The following is a 17,170-nucleotide window of genomic DNA, read 5'->3' on the forward strand; positions in this document are numbered from 1 at the left end:
GAAAAAAGCCCAAAACAATATTTTTCTGCACTTTTTTAGCCTTTGGGCAAAACATTTTTGGTAGGCAAAGGTTTATATTTCGTGTTGCTTTTTTACAGTGCTATACAAGACAAGCAACTATTTATTCTTTCTTTTACAACGTATAAAAATAGTAAAATGAAAAAGATTTTTAAAGTTCAATTCTTTGCCATTTTATTGGCTCTTTTTGCCTTTACCTTCACAAGTTGTAACAACGACGACGACGACGAGCCACAAGTAACAATGCGTACTTATAGCTTAGTAGATGCGGGCAACAATTTAGGGCTTAGTGGCACTGCTACTTTTGAACGCACCGCCAACAATGGCACGCGCGTAACCCTTTCTGTGCCTAACGCACCGGGCGTACACCCTGCGCATATCCATGACGGCTCCATTACAAGCCCTGGCGGTATTGCCTTTATGCTAACCGACGTTGTGAATGGCATGAGCGTAACCGAAATTCCTGCTTCAAGCGGCACTACTTTCGACCAAATGCTCACCTACAATGGCTACATCAATGTCCATTTGAGCGCGGACGAATTGGAAACGATTGTCGTACATACGAATATCGGCTCAAACGAATAACGTCCTATCCTAAGTTTTATCTTAAAATTCAAAACCCTCGCCTAAGTTTTTAGGGGAGGGTTTGGTTTGTAAAAAGCGTTCTTACTTTTTGAGCGGGCAGCTATTGTACCCAACTAAGCTATAAAGCGGACAGTAGCCCGTAAGCACCGAAAAAAGGGGCAGCAGCCCTAAGAAAAACCACGAACTCACGCTAAAACCCAAGATGGTCATGGCTAATACAAAGACAAGGCGCAAGATTTTATCATTTCTGCCAACATTTGTAGGGAACATATCGAGAAGCGTTTAGGTTGAAAATAAAAAATAAAAATTAGTAGCCTGCGTATGAAATATAAGGCTGGTGGTAGTCCTCCTCTGGAAGGGGCAAATCGGCGAAAGCCTCTTTTTCATACAAAAAATACCCTTCTTTTGTAACTTTTAAAAGTTTGTAGGGGTGATACGCCTTTTTTTGAGCCTGCGCAAAGTCTTCAAATAAAAATTGTACGGACACCGAAAAACAACCTTTTTCAAAAAAAGACTCATACACTGTGCCGACGGCATACCAAGTAATGCCTTCTTTGAACGGTTTGGGGCTTTTGCACACTTTCAAAATTATCCCTGTTTCGATGTCTGAACGCAAGCGCAGGGGTATTTCGCCCTGACAAGAGGGGCATTTGCGTTTGGTATCCGATTCCGACCACTCATAGTCGCCGCCTGTGGGCGGCAAACCGCCGCTAAAATGTTTGCCGTTGAGTTGAAAAGAAAAATCGCAATAAGGGCAGCGCAAATTTTCCATGTGAGCGCAATAAAAGGTGAAAATATAGCCTTAGATACGCACCGCAATCCCTTTTTGTTGTAGGAAATTTTTGAGCGTAGGGATTGGAATTTCGCCAAAATGAAAGACGCTGGCAGCTAAGGCGGCATCGGCTTTTCCCTTTTCGAAGACATTGGCAAAATCCTCTTTTTTGCCTGCCCCGCCCGAAGCGATAATCGGAATGTGAAGCAGGCTCGAAAGTTGGGCATAGACCGTATCGGCAAAGCCATTTTTTGTGCCATCATGCGTCATAGAAGTAAAAAGTAGCTCGCCTGCACCCAAATCTTCTAAGCGTTTTGCCCAAGAAAAAAGCTCTAAATCAGTAGCTTTTTTGCCCCCACTGGCATAGACGCGCCAATAAGCCTGTGTAGCTCCCTGCACCTGACTACTTTCCGCTTTGGCATCAATCGCCACAACGATACACTGCTCGCCAAATCTTTTCGCCGCTTCGGTAATGAGGGTAGGATTGTAAATTGCCGCCGAATTGATGGTAATTTTATCCGCACCCGAAGCCAACAGCACTTCAATATCGGCAACCGAACTCACGCCGCCGCCAATGGTGAAAGGAATAGGCAAGACTTGGGCTACTCGCAAGGCTAAATCGGCTAAGGTCTTGCGCTTTTCGTCTGTGGCGGTGATGTCTAAAAAGACCAATTCATCTGCCCCCTCTTCCGCATAACGCGCTGCCAAAGCCACAGGGTCGCCTGCATAACGAAGTTGCTCAAATTGCACGCCCTTTACAGTTTGTCCGTCTTTGATGTCTAAACAAGGTATGATGCGTTTGGAAAGCGGCATATTGGAAAAAAATTGAAATAGAAAAGAGATAACATTTTTCAAAAAAAACTAACAGTTTTGGAAAACTGTTAGTTTTTGGGTCTGTCTTATTTCAGGTGCAAATTACATCTTGTTCATCAAGGCTTCGGAAACGCCCATGGTGGAAAATCCGCCGTCGTGATATAAGTTTTGCATCGTAACCTTTTTAGTTAGGTCGGAAAAGAGCGTAATGACGTAATCGGCACACTCATCGGCAGAGGCATTGCCTAAGGGCGAGAGTTTGTCGGCGTATTCTAAGAAGGCATCGAAGCCGCCTACGCCTGTTCCTGCGGTAGTAGGGGTGGGCGATTGTGAAACGGTATTGACACGCGCCTTTTTGCTCATACCCAAACGGTAGCCATAACTACGGGCGATAGATTCGAGCAAAGCCTTTGCCTGTGCCATGTCGCCATAGTCGGGGAAAGTGCGTTGGGCAGCAATGTAAGAAAGGGCGACGATAGAGGCTTCTTCGTTTAAGATGTCTTTCTTTTCCGCTACTTGCATCATTTTGTGAAAGGAAACCGCCGAGATGTCGAGAGCCTGCATAAACCATTGGTAGTTGAGGTCGCCGTAGTCTTTTTTCTTGCGCACATTCGGACTCATGCCGATGGAATGTAGGATAAAGTCAATTTTGCCGCCCAGATGCTCTACTGATTTTTGGTAGAGGTTCTCGATGTCTTCCAAAGAGGTCGCGTCGGCAGGTATCACAATCGTATTGCACTCTTGCGCCAGTTTCTGAATCGTTCCCATGCGCATAGCTACGGGTGCATTGGTGAGGGTAAAAGTTGCGCCCTCTGCGTGTGCGCGTTGTGCGATTTTCCAAGCGATAGATTTTTCGTCTAATGCACCTGTGATGATGCCGCGTTTGCCTTTGAGTAGGTTATACATAGGAAAAGATGGTGTTTTGAGGAAGTTGGGAATTGAAACCCTAAGCGTTGTCAAGCCACTTAGGATTTTGGGATAAGGGTCGGATTAGGAAATAAAAAGCGTGCTAATAGACTCTTGGTCGTGAATCTTGCGAATGGCTTTTGCGAAGAGGTCGGCAACGGAAAGCACCTTGATTTTGGCACTTTCTTGCTTCAAAGGAATGGTATCCGAAACGACTAACTCTTCTAATACCGAATTGTTGATGTTTTCGTATGCCTTGCCCGACAAGACAGGGTGCGTAACCATGCCTCGTACCGAAACTGCCCCACGCTCCAAAAGCACCTCTGCGGCTTTGCAAATTGTACCTGCCGTATCTACCAAATCATCTACAATGACCACATTTGCACCTTCTACATCACCGATAACCTGCATGCTTGCAATTTCATTGGCGCGTTTTCTGTGCTTGTCGCAAACGACCATGTGCGCCTGAAAATGTGCCGCATAAGCACGCGCACGCGCCACGCCACCTACATCGGGGGCTGCAAAGACTAAGTTGTCGAGTTTTAGGGAAGCAATATAAGGAAAAAGAATTGCCGAGGCGTAGAGATGGTCGACGGGAATATCAAAAAATCCTTGTATCTGACCTGCATGCAAATCACAGGTCATCAGGCGGCTTGCCCCTGCCGCAGAAAGCAGGTTGGCGACTAATTTTGCGCCAATCCCCACGCGCGGTTTGTCTTTCCTATCCTGACGGGCATAGCCAAAATAAGGCATCACGACCGTAACCGAACCTGCCGAGGCACGCTTGGCAGAGTCTATCAGCAGGAGCAATTCCATTAAGTTGTCGGCAGGGGGGAAAGTGGATTGAATGATATAGACATCTGCGCCGCGAATAGACTCATCGAAGCTGGGCGACATTTCGCCATCACTGAATCGTTGGAGAGTCATCTTACCAAGCGGCTTGCCGTAAGAGTGGGCTATCTTTTCGGCTAAATAGAGGGAGGCAGAGCAAGCAAAGATTTTGACAGAGTTCATGACGGAGGGCTTTTGGCGGTGAGGCAATCGCTTTTGTGTAGCCACACAAGCAATTACGCAAGATGCCACAAAATTACGCATCTTGTACCCATTTTCAAATTTTTTTGGGCTTAGTAGCCTGCTATTTGCATGCGATTTGTCTTCTATTTGCCTTCTATTTGAGGTAGTAGCGTCAGAATGGATACTTTATTGGCACTTTCGGCACTTTTTTCCTTTGCAAGCACGTTTCGAAAAAACAACTTCTTAGATAAAACAACATACTTTCTCTTTCCCAAAATACTCCCCCTAAATGCAATAAGCAGGGCAGTGCGAAAAAGTTTTCGAAAAACTTTGCGCTTTCTATGGTTTGCATTTGATTTTTCGCTAATAAATTTCTTTCTTTGCGCCTTAATTCTTTTCTACTAAAACGAACCCTACAATGTCAGAGATTGCAGAAAAAGTAAAGAACATCATCGTTGAGAAGTTAGGCGTAGAAGAAGCAGAAGTTACACCCGAAGCCAGCTTCACCAACGACTTAGGCGCAGACTCGCTTGATACCGTCGAATTGATTATGGAGTTTGAAAAACAATTCAATATTTCTATTCCTGACGACCAAGCCGAAACGATTTCTACCGTAGGACAGGCTATTGCTTACTTAGAAGCAAACGCCCCTAAATAAGGAAAGGCATGTGGCTTTTTGCACCTAAACACGTCCTGCTTCCTTTGGCTTAACGCTTTAAGCAGCCCTAAGTTTGCTAATATCTCAAACAATATTAGCGGACTTAGGTTTTTTTTCATAAAAAATCGTTTTCTCATGGCATACAACGAACAAGACAGCCTTTCTACCATTCGCCCTGCCGCCGATTGGCAAGTCATAGAAAGATTCAAGCATTTCGAGGAAGTGCGCTTCGAACTTGCCGAAGGCATTGCCAAAATTACCATCAATCGCCCACGCTTTCGCAACGCCTTCACGCCCCTAACGGTGCGCGAAATGATAGAAGCCATCGACTTCTGCCGCTACGAGCAGCAAATCGGCGTAGTCATTCTGACAGGTGCAGGCGATAAAGCCTTTTGTAGTGGCGGCGACCAAAACTACAAAGGCGTAGGCGGATATGTGGATAGCGACGGCACACCGCGCCTGAATGTATTAGACCTACAAAAGAAAATTCGCTCCCTGCCTAAGCCTGTTGTGGCAATGGTCAATGGCTATGCCATCGGCGGCGGACACGTCTTGCATGTCGTATGCGACCTTTCCATTGCCTCTGAAAATGCCATCTTCGGACAGACGGGTCCCAAAGTCGGTAGTTTTGATGGCGGCTTCGGCTCTTCCTATTTGGCTCGCATTGTAGGGCAGAAAAAAGCACGCGAAATCTGGTTTTTGTGCGAACAATATTCGGCACAGGAAGCCCTCGATATGGGACTTATCAATAAAATGACCCCACACGAGAGCTTGGAAGAAGAAACCGTCCGCTGGTGCAGAATTATGCTCAAAAGAAGTCCGTTGGCTTTGCGTATGGTCAAGGCAGGCTTAAACGCTGAATTAGATGGGCAAGCAGGCATACAAGAATTGGCAGGAAATGCTACCCTCCTCTATTATTTTACCGAAGAAGCACAAGAAGGCAAAAAAGCATTTTTGGAAAAACGCGACCCCGATTTTCAAAAGTACCCCAAGTTTCCATAACCTTTCAAGCCCTAAGCCTCTTAAAAAGACGCTTAGGGCTTTCACCGTTTGTAGTAGCTAACTATCTCCCCTTCGACATTATTTTCGTATAAATTCTCCCCTTTCTTTTTATGAATCATATTTTTACACAAAATAAAAACAACATAGACTTCTATCAAAATATTGAAATAGAAAAATTTAAGGAAATCGCTAAAAAAAGTGGCTTCGATACAGGCATAGACATAGAACTCATCTATCCCGATATTGCAAAGGCAGAGGTATTGGTAGAATTGGGCTTAGGATATGGCAGGACGGTAGAACATTTGCGGCGTTTGGGCTTCGAAGGGCGCATGTACGCTTTGGAGCGGTCGGAAAAATTTTTAGACTATGCAAAAAAAGAAAAGGTATTAGAAAGCGAGGCGATTCTTCCGCAAGACATTCGCCACATCGATTTGCCCGAAAAAGCCGATGCCATTCTTTGGCTCTGGTCGGGTATTTTAGAACAAACCTTAGAACAACAGAAATACAGCATTTGCAAAATTCGTGAATATTTAAAACCAAAGGGAAAACTTTTTATAGAAGCACCACAGGGCAATCTCAAAGTAGTAGGCGTAAAAATAGACAAGCACTACATTCGTGTAGAAACCGAGTGGGGCATTTTGGAAGCCTACCTGCCCTACGAGGAGGATATTCGCCAAATGGCTGCCCAATGTGGCTATCAGAACGTGCGAACCCTACCCTACCTCACGCCTACGGGTTTGGAACGCATTATTTATATTTTAGAAAACTAACCAAAAGCCTATCTATTTGGGCTGGCTCTCATGCACGTTTTAAACTTAGAAAAAGGCAAAAAAATCTATTTAGCCTCCGACTTTCACTTGGGCTACCCCAAAGGTAGTATCGGGCGTGAGCGCGAAATGAAAATCCTGCGTTGGCTCGATGCCATAGCCGAAGATGCCGCCTTAGTGGTGCTTCTGGGCGATATGTTTGATTTTTGGTATGAATATAAAAAAGTTGTGCCAAAGGGTTTTGTGCGTTTTCAGGGCAAAATTGCAAGTTTAGTAGATAGCGGCGTGCCTGTTGTACTTTTTGCAGGCAATCACGACCTTTGGCTTTTCGATTATTTATCAGAAGAATTGGGCGTAACCGTCTTTAAAACGCCGCAAACGGTAGTTTGGAATGGGAAAAAAATTTATTTAGCCCATGGCGATGGCTTAGGCAAAGGCGATTATGCCTACAAATGGTTGAAAAAATGGATTTTTACCAATCGCTTCTTGCGTTGGGGTTTCGAGTGGTTGCACCCTAATTTGGGCGTAGGTTTGGCGCATTTTTGGTCTGATAGTCGGAAAAAAGACCGCCACAAGGAAGTATTTAGGGGCAGAGAAAATGAATGGCTTTGGGAATATGCCCTCGAAATGGAAGCCCAAAATCCGCACGACTACTATGTTTTTGGACATCGCCACTTGCCACTTTATTTAAAGGTAGGCGAAAAAAGCCGCTACATAAATTTGGGCGAGTGGCTCAATTTTTATACCTATGCTGTCTTTGAGGGCGAAAAGATGCACCTGAAAAGGTTTTTAAAATAGTTTTGATACAAAAGATTATAGGCGGTCAGCAAAATCCAAAAAGCCCTTTGCCTACAACCCTTTTAGGCTTCCAAATAATATTTGGCGGCAGGCGTTTCTTTTCATTTTGGTTGCGAAAAATCTTACGTAAGATTTATTTTCAATCTCACGAAAAAAAACACTCCCAAGTGCTTAAAAGCGTCTTTTTTAGCCCTTTATGGGCATTTTTTCCTTGAAAAGGGGCTGTATCTTTCTTTGTATTTTTCCTAAAAAAAGAAGCCACTTTTACAAAGACTGCTCGAAAGATACAAGGCGGAAAAAGTAGCCATTTGCAGGTTTTTCGTTTGCATGCGTACTTTGCAGCATCAAAACGACAACAACAACCGCCTTTTCAAAAGCTACCAAATAATATTTTGTGCCAAAAGGCATTTCTGCTTTCCTCATTCACCTCTACTTCAAAATACTCCGTTTTATATGGCATATTCTGCTGCAATCCAAAATCGCTTTGCCAAAGTTGAAATGATAGCTGACAACCAAGTTGCGCTGCTCGAATGGCTTTCTTTCGTACCAAGCGAATTTTATAGAGAAATTCTTAGCAATTTTCTCACCCTTTTAAAAACAAATAACTGCAAGCGTATTCTTATCAATAACAAAAAAGGCAAAGTCGTTGCCCCTTCCGACCAAATGTGGCTCAATAAAAATTGGCTACCCGAAAGTCAGAAAGTAGGCTTCGAAAAAGTGGCGGTTATCCGCTCGAAAGATGCCTTTGCCAGTTTTGCCGACCAGCGCATGTTCGAAACCTTAGAACGCGCCTATGGAGGCAAGGTAAATTTAGAGTTCTTTGATGATGAAACTGATGCCTTAGCGTGGCTTATGGCTTAAATGTCCCCCCCGTTTCTGTTTCAGTTTTGCGAAAAAATATCGCACCTGCATAGAAATTAGCCTTTTTGCTCCGCTTTTGTTTTCCAAATTCTATTCCTTCTTACTTCTTTTTTCTAACTTTTATGAAACGTTACTACATTCACTACACACTCTAAGAATTTGATTTTGAGGCTTTTAGAAAAAATCTCTCAAATTCTGCCCCGCTGGTTGGCTTTTCTGATTGGCAGCCCTAATTATCTACTAACTGTTTGCTAATTACTTAGGGTATTGTCGAATATTTTTCTGATTTGGTAAAAAATACGTACAATCAAACGCAGGTCTTCGGTGATGATATGGGCTTCGCCCTGCATGTCTTGCGAAAAGGTTAATTTTTTCTTATAGCTTGTTTCCAAACCATTTGTCAGTTCAATTCGCACCAAATACTGCCCCTGATGGGCGATAGGGTTTTTATCGGCAACGGTAGCCCTCACCGACCCGTACTCCTCGTAAGGATACCCCTCGAAACGAATCTTGACCTGCTGCCCTTTTTCTACCTTCCCAATGCCTGCCGAAGTGAGATAGGCATAGCCATAGACCGCCTCTTTTTGAGGCAATACCGCCATTAGCTCGTCGCCTTCCTGCACAGGCATATTGGGTGCAAGGGGTTTGAAGAAAGAAACGCGCCCTGCAATGGGGCTACGCAAAAGGTAGCGATTTTCCCACGCAGCAAGGGCAGCCTCCAACTGCAAAGTTGTGCTTCGCAAGTTCTCGCGTTTGGCTAATTCCTCGCGTTTGTAGCCCTCTTCGTTATCGGTGCGAAGGCGGCGCAATTCCTGCAATTTGAGCTGATTTTGCAGAATTTCTATCCTGATGTTTTCCTTTTTATACTTTTCTTCTAAAAATCGCTTTTCGGAAGCATTAAATTCAGTGTAGGCAATGACTTTGTCTTGGTAGAGTTTTTCGTCTATCTCATATTGCTTTTTGGCTAAAAGATATTGTCCGTCGATGTTGCGCTGTTGGGTATTGAGCTTGTCTAAAAGGTTTTCGAAAATACCGATTTGCTCGGCTACCTGCTCAAATTTTTCTTGGCTAAAAGGCTGATTCTGAAAAAAACTGTATTCCTGATACGCATTGAGAAAGGCAGCGAAGGCAGGCTGGACTTCGCCTAAGTTCATATCTTTGGAAAAAGACCCCTTCAAGACGGTTTGTTTGTCTAAAAACGCCTTCTTGAAGGGTTCGAATGTTTGGCGCAAAGCCTCGATGTCTTCGTAGTTGGCACTATTGGCAAAAATGACCAATACGGCTTCTTTCTCTACCATATCGCCCTCTTTGGCAAAAAGGTGTAGCAGGCGCGTCTTTTCCTTCGCCGCCATCAGAATAGGCAATTCTGCCGTCGTGAGTTTGAGAGGCGCGATTACCACATCAGGATATTTGACCAGAAAGGCTATCCACACAAAGGCAAGCAGCACCAACCCTATCAGGGTAATGCCCCAACGCACTATCCAAGTAGGCACTTGCGACAAAACCTCCTGCATCTCTTCGCTGCGGATATAAATCTCCTTTTCCGATTCTTGGGCGTTCATGGCTCTAAAATTAGAGAATCTCGTTACTTTTTCAAAATCGCTGCACCGATAAGGGCAATAACGGCATTGCCAACGGCAGCACTAAATACGCCGATTAACATACCGATTGGACGAAAAGGCGAAAATATCGCCATCATATCGCGTGCTACTTCTAAACCTGCGCCCTGCATGTTGGGGTTTTCTGCCAAAATCTTTGCTTCCGAAAGTTGGATAAAGACCTCATGCGCTTCTGGCTCGATGACCAAATAGAGAAAAGCCGAAAGCAAACTGTTCAAAAGGGCTGCAACCGTCAAGATAATAAAAAAATCTAAAAAAGCACGCCCAAACGGATAAAAACCCGCTTTTTTTTCTGTGGCATCAAGCAAAGTAACCTCCTCAAAACCCTCCTGTGCAGCCGTCAAGCGCACCTGACGCACCTGACGTACCAATAGTATCGATACCCCAAAACTGATAAGAAAGAAAATCCAATTAAGCCAAGAATTTTCCAACATAAAGGCAACGCCCAATAGGTAGCTCACCAAGCTATAAGTGGCGTAGATAAGGGTGAGATAGATGCTTTTTTCTATCAAAATAGAATTTTTCATATAAAAAGTTAGGTTAGAATGGTCTGATGTTAAAAATACAGCAGTAGCTTTCAAAATGCTACGCGCCACTTATTTTATGTTTTAGTAGTCTATCTGCGCCTAAAAATTACAGCAGCGGCATGAAACGATTTTTTAGAAGTGCGAAGGTGGAAGTACAAAGTTGGGACTTCGCGCTACTTTTAATAGGGACAAGCGATTGCCTTGCGAAATTAGATTAAAATAAAAATAGTTTTTCAGACCCAAAAAGTAAGGCGTAGGGGTATAGTTTAGTTTCTAAAACTTATTTTTCCACATCATAGACTCGACAGGGTAGGGGGTTCGCTGATTGTACTTTGCCGACTGCTTGTGCTGATAGGCATTTTCCACTATGCCCTCTACCTCAAAATAAATAAGCTGTCCGATAGGCATGCCTGCATAGACGCGCACAGGTTTTTTGACGCTAATTTCAAGTGTCCAATGGTTGCAAAAGCCTACATCACCTTTCCCCGCCGTTGCGTGAATGTCTATTCCTAAGCGTCCGATACTGCTTTTTCCTTCCAAAAAAGGCACATGCGCATGGGTTTCGGTGTATTCTAAGGTCGCACCCAAATAAAACTCGTGCGGCTGCAAAATATAGCCAGCGGCAGGAATTTCGAAAAGCTCGATGGGATTGTGCTGGCGTGCATCTAAGATAGTTTGGGGATAGATGCCCAAATATTTGCCCAAATGGACATCATAAGAATTAGACCCCAAAGCACTGCGCTTGAAAGGCTCGATGACAATACTGCCTGCTTCGATGGCATTTAGAATGGCTGCGTCGGAAAGAATCATAAAGGCAAAACGAATTTAGACCACAAAGGTAGCTAAAATATCCAAAGGGCAAATAAAAAGAAAACTTGTAGGTAGCGCGTCGGGCGAAGACTTTTTTCAAACATTCTTTCCTGCGGCTTGTTCTTTTCGTTAAATTTTCCTAAATTTGACAGAGCCTACTACAAAATATTCCCCAAGAGCCTTTTTACAAGACAAATTTCATTTTTATTCCTTTTTCAACATGATTTTTTCTGCGTATGTTCCATCAATACCGCTTTTTGATAAGCCTCTGCGCTTTTTTATCAGGGCTTTCCCTGCCTTTTTCAGTTGAAGCCCAACTTTTTAAAAAGGACACAAGCCTTCTGTATCAGCTTGAATTGCAGGAATTACAGAGTCAGGAGAATACCTTAGATGTGGAAGTGGTGTCGGCATCTAAAATTTCGCAAAAAATTTCAGACGCGCCCAACTTGATTTCTTTTTTCAATCAGAAACAAATCCACCAATACGGCTGGCTTAGTTTGGGCGAAATGCTCACGCGCCTGCCTACCTTTGCTTTGAGTCAGGATTATGATAGGAAAACGGTAAGCAGTCGAGGCGTGTATGAGGGTTGGAACAACAACCACTTACTTTTGCTCATTGATGGCGTGCAGTGCAACGACAATCTCTATGGCACTGCCTACACTTGGGAAATTACCCCTTTGGTTTTCAATAAAAGCGTCGAGATTTTGCGCGGCTCTGGCTCTGCCCTCTACGGTAGCAATGCCGTCAATGGGGCAATCAACCTTTCTACCCTTTCGCCTGACGATTTGCGCGGCATTGGCATGGCACAGTTTCGCTTTGGCAATCAGAACACACGCATCTATGATATTGTGGCAGGTGTCAGAAGCGATTATTTAGATGGTATCGTCGCCTTCAATACCTACACCACCGATGGCAGCTCTTATCGCTCTTATGACGATTCGGAAAGGACAGACGAAGCAGGGAATCCCGCCCAATTCGACATTCACAACCCCTTGGATAGCCGCTATTTTTTTACCAAACTGCAAGGTAGGGGCAAATTCGAGGGCTTTTCCCTACAATTTCACGACCAAAAATGGAGCTATGGCTCTGGACATGGCTGGCTTTTCAATGTCCCCGACCAACCCGAAAATCTAAGTGAAAACCGCCGCATCTTGGCGTTCAAATACAATGACGATTTTAAAAACAAAAGAATTTCACAAGAATACATCTTGCGCTATCAAAGGCATGGCATAGATTGGAACATGCGCTATTTCCCCGACGGCGCATTGGAAAATTTCTACCCCTTTGGCGTAACGGAATACCTCAAAACACAGGCAGACGACCTACTTTTGCGTAGTCAGTATCTCTACAAAGATTTGAATGGCAATACTTGGCTTGGTGGCGTAGAAGGTATCGGTTTCTTTTATCGTGGCGATAAGGCGCATTTTTCAAATGTCAATCTCAATGAAGATTTCGCGCCCTTTGCCGACAATCGCCTTTACCCCATTCAAGATTGGCTCTCCTTTGTCAAGAACAAGCCTGTCTGGAATTTAGGCGTTTTTGTGCAATACATTTCGCCTTTCTGGATTGGCGAAAAGCTACAACTTACGGCTTCTTTGCGCTACGACAATCAGTTTTTCGAGTATCGTGATGTTTTTTTGCCCGATTCGCCTGAACTGCGCAAAAGTTTTTCGCAATTAAGTCCGCGCTTGGGGCTTGTGTTCAAACCGATAGAAACCCTGACCCTAAAAGCCCTATACAGTCGTGGCTTTCGCACACCTTCGCCTACGGAAATGTTTGGCACTTATACCTACTCTTTGGCATCAAACCTATCAGAATTAGAACCTGAACGCATCAATAGCTATGAAATACAAGGGATTTGGCGCATTTTAAAAGGATTGAACACAAAACTTAATTTTTATCTCAACGATTTTGACAATATCATTGCTTATAGTACCGCCAATGCCAACCTTTCGACCAACATTTACTCCCTGCATACGGCAGGTGTAGAGGCAGAATTGGAACTTTACAGCCGCCATTGGGCAGGCTTTCTAAATTACACCTATACGCACCGCTTAGATGAGCAAATTGTGGATAGCACCGTTGTAGAAAGTCCCGATTTGCTCACTTGGTATCCTGCCCACCGCGCCAACTTAGGGGTTCGCTATCAGAAACCGAAGTATCATTTTTCTTTGCAGGTGCAATATCAGAGTGCTGTGGAGCGGCGCAGCTCGGATTTTAATGAGCGCAATGCAGGTTTTCGCCCTCAAAGTGTGCCTGCTTGGGTGCGCCTCAATACCAAAGTAGGCTATCGCCTAACCAAACAGGTAGAAATTGGCTGCTTGGTTACCAATATTACCAACGGGCGCGATTTTCTTATCAAAAACAACGCCTTCCGCATGGATTATCAGATGGCGGCGCGTCGTGTTTTGTTTAATTTGCTTTTTGAGTTTTGAAAAAAGAAAGGTAAGAAAGCGCGTAAAATCGTATCTTTGCCGTTTGTTTGCAATCTTACCAAAAAAATGGCGATTAAAATTCATCAGACCCTTGTAGATGCCATTGCATCGGCACTTTTCCAGATTTTTGTAGAAAAAAAATATGCGGATAAAGTCATAGAAAAGCTATTGCGCTCGAATCCGAAATGGGGCGCACGCGATAGGGCGTTTATTGCCGAAAATAGTTATGATATAGTAAGAAGTTGGCGCAAAATTTTATATGTAGGCAAGGGCTTATTTCATTTTTTAGATGCAGAATTAGCCTATTCACAACTTTTAGAAAAAGAACGCCCTGCGGATTCGCTTTTGAAGCAAGATTTTCGCCTTGCTGCTGAAATCGGACTAACGCTCAAAATGGAAGCCGCTCTTTTTGCAGCCCTCCCTACGGCAAGACTTTTAGACCAACAGGCGCAATTAGGGGCAGCCTTTGAAGATAGACACACACAGGACAAAGATAGGCGTAGCCTTTTGCGCCAATATTTCCATGCCCTTCCTACTTGGCTTGACGCACTCTTGGTAGAAGAATTAGGGCAGGCGCGTTGGGAGGCAGAATTAGAAGCACTCAATCAGACTGCGCCTGTGGTGCTTCGCGCCAATGCGCTCAAAATATCGGTATCCGACCTCGAAAAAAGATTAGACGAGGAGGGCATCGAAACGCAAAGATGGCAGACTTGGGCAAGCGGAAAAAGCCCACTTTTGGGTACGGAAGCGGCACTTGTTTTGCAAAAAAGGCAAAATATTTTCCGCCATGCTGCCTTTCAAGAAGGGCTTTTCGAGGTGCAAGATGCAGGCTCACAAAGCATTGCGCCTTTTTTGGAGGTAGAAATGGGCATGCGCCTTGTCGATGCCTGTGCAGGGGCAGGGGGCAAAACGCTGCATCTGGCGGCTCTGATGCAAAACAAAGGCAAAATTATCGCCCTCGATACTGAAAGTTGGAAATTAGCCGAACTGCAAAAACGCGCCAAACGTGCAGGGGCAAGTCTGATAGAAACGCGCCCTATTGAAGGCAGCAAGACCATCAAACGCCTTTACCAAACGGCAGATAGGCTACTTTTAGATGTGCCTTGTTCGGGGTTAGGCGTTTTGCGCCGCAATCCAGATGCCAAGTGGAAACTCAAACCGCAATTTATTGCTACCATTCGCCAAACGCAAGCGGAAATTTTAGACAAATACACGCCCATCTGCAAAGTAGGGGGCAAAGTCGTATATGCCACTTGTAGTATTTTGCCTTCTGAAAATGAAAAACAAGTGCAGCTTTTTTTAGAAAAACACAAAGAAAAGTTTAGCCTTCTCAAATCGCAAAGCCTAACGCCTGCCCAAAAAGGCACAGACGGCTTTTTTATGGCTCTTTTGGAAAGAAAGAAATAAAGGGCGTTTTGTCTGATTTTTATCTGACCCACTATTTTACTTTACCAAGCGCGAAATCTCTTTGAAAGTTGGCGTGCCTGCCTTTACACAAAGCTCGAAGAGTAGCGATTCTACGGTTGTTATCAGACATTGCGCCTGCACAAGCCTTTGCAGGGCAATGATTTTGTCGTTCTCGAAGCGCGAGGAAACTGCATCTGCCACAATAACGGGCGTTTTTCCTGCTTCCAATAAATCCAATGCCGTTTGTAGGACGCAGACATGGGTTTCTATCCCTGCCAAAATCACAAAATTTGCCTGCCACCGCTCTATTTGCAAGACCATGCGCTCCTCTTGGTAGCAACTAAACGCCATTTTTTCCGCCGTCGGTAGGTTTGCCACAAGCGGCTGCAAACTTTCTATGGTCTTGCCCAAGCCTTTGGTGTATTGTTCGCTCACTAAGATTGGCACTTGTAGGATTTGCAGACCAGAAATGAGGGTATGCAGTTTTTTTTCTAACCTTTCTGCCTCGAAAATGTGTGGGAAAAGTCTTTCCTGCACATCTACCAAAATAAAAGCTGTGTTATCTTTTCTAATACGCATATTTTTTTTAGATTTGAGATTAAAAATTGAAACATGAAATCTTACCGAACTTTTGTTTTGCACCTGCCTTTTTCTTCTGCTAAGTCAAAACTTTTCCGAATAGGGCTATTCTTGGGAGTTCTTTTGGGACTTGTGGCTTGCAAACGCCCACTTTCTTCCGACCCAAGCTCTACTTCTGACCAGCCTACCGAAATGGCAAACCAACAAGATAAGCCTCATCAGCCTCAAAATCCGAAACAGTACCTTGCGCCCAACCAAATAGAAGTGGAAGCACAAGTTTTAGACATAAGTCAGGCACACCCAAAAGCCCATTTGGAGTGGCGGCTACAAATTACGAAAATTTTGGCACGAGGCGCAACCGCTCCTACGCTTGCCCAAGATACGCAAATTCAAGCCTTCGCCGAAGCTACTTTTTGTAAGAAAAAGTGGAACACCGACCAAGCCGCTGCCCTTTTAAGCCTTCTCGAAAAGAAGACACAGACCCTACGCCTGCATTTTGAGAAGCACCCCACAGACGAAACGGCGGAAGGCGTATGGCGAATCAATAAAGCCCAATAGTGACGATATTGCAAAAAGACAAGTCCAACTTTGAAACCTTTTTTTCCACTTCTGAACCTTTCTGCTTATGCCAACACTTAGAGATGAGAACCACTTAGAACGTTATCGCAAAGCGATTGAAGTTTTGAAAGAACACAGCGAAAACTTTTCCTACAAAAGGCTTTCCGAACGGCTTGAAGAAATAAAAAAGATGCAGGAATATAAAAATTTGAGCAGTATCGCCTCCTCGGATTCACAGCTCAATCGCATTTATAATCGCAAACAGGAGCTATTTCCAAACCTATTAAAGCTGCTCGAAATCTATTTGAAACGGCTTAGTTTTGTTTGGGACGAAAAACGCGGCACTTACATCTTAGAAAATGGCGAACAGTCGCTCGATATTGCCCAAACGCAAGTACATCTGCCCAACCTGCGCGGCATTTATGAAGTCTATCACCTTTCGGCAAGAGGCGGCACGATTATCAAAAATATTTTGCTGCTCGAAGATACGGGCAAAGTCGTTATCAAGGGCTACGGAAATGCACAGCACTTAGGGCAGGCGCAGGTCTTTGATGGCTCTTTGATTTCTATTCAAATCACGACGATAGAACACAGCACAGGATTGAAAGAAAACTTTTTTTATCAATTTATCTCTAATTTGGGAAACCACCTAAGAATAGGCGAAATTACGCATTTTGTCGCCGTCGCTACCACGATTTCTTTGGACAAAGAGCCAATGGCTACCAAACGCCTTTTTGTGCGCCTTCATAACCAAACAGATGCCAAAACCTTTGCCCAATACCAGCATCAGACCATCACCCAAGACGACAAAAAAGCCATCGAAGCCCTCAATAAACACAAAATAGGCAGGATTGCCGACTTTATTTATGGGCTTCAAAACTTATCGGTGCAGGAAAAAGTCAATGATAATATTGGTTAAAATGAACGACAGCGCAAAATAGGACTTGTTTCTTGCAACAAAGTTGCATATCTTTGCTACAAAAAATACAGATGCCCCTTTTTGTTCTTCGATTGTTATTGTTTTTGGTATTGAATTTTGTA

General features: G+C 44.1%; 20 protein-coding genes. 10 read left to right on the top strand and 10 right to left on the bottom strand.

All coding sequences use genetic code 11. The features are described 5' to 3' along the window. The first annotated feature begins 156 nt into the window (after positions 1-156). Positions 157-603, top strand: coding sequence for a CHRD domain-containing protein (locus G500_RS22025; RefSeq protein ID WP_035756096.1), 447 nt, complete (start codon positions 157-159; stop codon positions 601-603). 81 nt (positions 604-684) lie between these two features. Here the strand turns inward: G500_RS22025 and G500_RS0102360 are convergent, their stop codons facing one another. From G500_RS0102360 to G500_RS0102380, 5 genes are all read right to left on the bottom strand, one after another. After that, the gene (locus tag G500_RS0102360) at positions 685-873 is read right to left on the bottom strand and encodes a YgaP family membrane protein (protein ID WP_027001424.1); all 189 of its coding nucleotides are present in this window, start codon (positions 871-873) and stop codon (positions 685-687) included. A gap of 37 nt (positions 874-910) precedes the next feature. Next, positions 911-1,375, bottom strand: a complete 465-nt coding sequence (locus G500_RS0102365; RefSeq protein WP_027001425.1) for a hypothetical protein — start codon at positions 1,373-1,375, stop codon at positions 911-913. A 30-nt stretch (positions 1,376-1,405) separates the two neighbouring features. Next, positions 1,406-2,188 (bottom strand): imidazole glycerol phosphate synthase subunit HisF, encoded by a 783-nt coding sequence (gene hisF / locus G500_RS0102370; protein WP_027001426.1) that lies wholly within the window; start codon positions 2,186-2,188, stop codon positions 1,406-1,408. A 102-nt stretch (positions 2,189-2,290) separates the two neighbouring features. After that, a complete protein-coding gene (locus tag G500_RS0102375) occupies positions 2,291-3,094 on the bottom strand; it encodes an enoyl-ACP reductase FabI (protein ID WP_027001427.1) in 804 nt (267 codons plus the stop codon). Positions 3,095-3,178: 84 nt separating this feature from the next. Further along, the gene (locus G500_RS0102380; protein ID WP_027001428.1) at positions 3,179-4,108 is read right to left on the bottom strand and encodes a ribose-phosphate pyrophosphokinase; all 930 of its coding nucleotides are present in this window, start codon (positions 4,106-4,108) and stop codon (positions 3,179-3,181) included. Positions 4,109-4,526: 418 nt separating this feature from the next. Between G500_RS0102380 and G500_RS0102390 the strand changes: the two genes are divergently transcribed. From G500_RS0102390 to G500_RS0102405, 4 genes are all read left to right on the top strand, one after another. Next, complete coding sequence (locus tag G500_RS0102390; protein WP_027001430.1) at positions 4,527-4,766, top strand: acyl carrier protein; 240 nt, start codon at positions 4,527-4,529, stop codon at positions 4,764-4,766. A gap of 135 nt (positions 4,767-4,901) precedes the next feature. Further along, a complete protein-coding gene (gene menB / locus G500_RS0102395) occupies positions 4,902-5,768 on the top strand; it encodes a 1,4-dihydroxy-2-naphthoyl-CoA synthase (protein ID WP_086047783.1) in 867 nt (288 codons plus the stop codon). 110 nt (positions 5,769-5,878) lie between these two features. After that, positions 5,879-6,538 (top strand): class I SAM-dependent methyltransferase, encoded by a 660-nt coding sequence (locus G500_RS0102400; protein WP_027001432.1) that lies wholly within the window; start codon positions 5,879-5,881, stop codon positions 6,536-6,538. A 30-nt stretch (positions 6,539-6,568) separates the two neighbouring features. Next, entirely contained in the window at positions 6,569-7,333 is a 765-nt protein-coding gene (locus tag G500_RS0102405) for a UDP-2,3-diacylglucosamine diphosphatase (RefSeq protein ID WP_027001433.1), read from the top strand. A gap of 264 nt (positions 7,334-7,597) precedes the next feature. Here the strand turns inward: G500_RS0102405 and G500_RS25615 are convergent, their stop codons facing one another. Beyond that, the gene (locus G500_RS25615) at positions 7,598-7,756 is read right to left on the bottom strand and encodes a hypothetical protein (protein ID WP_154656982.1); all 159 of its coding nucleotides are present in this window, start codon (positions 7,754-7,756) and stop codon (positions 7,598-7,600) included. 30 nt (positions 7,757-7,786) lie between these two features. Here G500_RS25615 and G500_RS0102420 point away from each other — a divergent pair, with 30 nt between their 5' ends. Beyond that, the gene (locus G500_RS0102420) at positions 7,787-8,194 is read left to right on the top strand and encodes a hypothetical protein (protein WP_027001435.1); all 408 of its coding nucleotides are present in this window, start codon (positions 7,787-7,789) and stop codon (positions 8,192-8,194) included. Between the two features lie 251 nt (positions 8,195-8,445). Here the strand turns inward: G500_RS0102420 and G500_RS0102425 are convergent, their stop codons facing one another. From G500_RS0102425 to dcd, 3 genes are all read right to left on the bottom strand, one after another. After that, positions 8,446-9,756, bottom strand: a complete 1,311-nt coding sequence (locus G500_RS0102425) for a putative HlyD family type I secretion protein (RefSeq protein ID WP_027001436.1) — start codon at positions 9,754-9,756, stop codon at positions 8,446-8,448. Between the two features lie 23 nt (positions 9,757-9,779). Continuing rightward, entirely contained in the window at positions 9,780-10,340 is a 561-nt protein-coding gene (locus tag G500_RS0102430; RefSeq protein WP_027001437.1) for a DUF4199 domain-containing protein, read from the bottom strand. Between the two features lie 273 nt (positions 10,341-10,613). Next, on the bottom strand, positions 10,614-11,150 hold the full coding sequence (gene dcd, locus G500_RS0102435) for a dCTP deaminase (protein ID WP_027001438.1): 537 nt from the start codon (positions 11,148-11,150) through the stop codon (positions 10,614-10,616). A 236-nt stretch (positions 11,151-11,386) separates the two neighbouring features. Here dcd and G500_RS0102440 point away from each other — a divergent pair, with 236 nt between their 5' ends. Both G500_RS0102440 and G500_RS0102445 read left to right on the top strand, forming a co-directional pair. Continuing rightward, positions 11,387-13,585, top strand: coding sequence for a TonB-dependent receptor plug domain-containing protein (locus G500_RS0102440; protein WP_035756074.1), 2,199 nt, complete (start codon positions 11,387-11,389; stop codon positions 13,583-13,585). A gap of 66 nt (positions 13,586-13,651) precedes the next feature. After that, the gene (locus G500_RS0102445; RefSeq protein ID WP_086047784.1) at positions 13,652-14,992 is read left to right on the top strand and encodes an RsmB/NOP family class I SAM-dependent RNA methyltransferase; all 1,341 of its coding nucleotides are present in this window, start codon (positions 13,652-13,654) and stop codon (positions 14,990-14,992) included. Positions 14,993-15,028: 36 nt separating this feature from the next. On the opposite strand, the gene G500_RS0102450 is transcribed toward G500_RS0102445, so the two are convergent. Then, a complete protein-coding gene (locus tag G500_RS0102450; protein WP_027001441.1) occupies positions 15,029-15,571 on the bottom strand; it encodes an isochorismatase family protein in 543 nt (180 codons plus the stop codon). A gap of 33 nt (positions 15,572-15,604) precedes the next feature. Here G500_RS0102450 and G500_RS0102455 point away from each other — a divergent pair, with 33 nt between their 5' ends. Continuing rightward, positions 15,605-16,129 (top strand): hypothetical protein, encoded by a 525-nt coding sequence (locus G500_RS0102455; protein ID WP_027001442.1) that lies wholly within the window; start codon positions 15,605-15,607, stop codon positions 16,127-16,129. 67 nt (positions 16,130-16,196) lie between these two features. Beyond that, positions 16,197-17,048, top strand: coding sequence for a hypothetical protein (locus G500_RS0102460; RefSeq protein WP_027001443.1), 852 nt, complete (start codon positions 16,197-16,199; stop codon positions 17,046-17,048). The last annotated feature ends 122 nt before the right edge of the window (positions 17,049-17,170 follow it).

The sequence above is a fragment of the Hugenholtzia roseola DSM 9546 genome (assembly GCF_000422585.1).
In the GTDB taxonomy this organism is placed as follows: Bacteria; Bacteroidota; Bacteroidia; order Cytophagales; family Bernardetiaceae; genus Hugenholtzia; species Hugenholtzia roseola.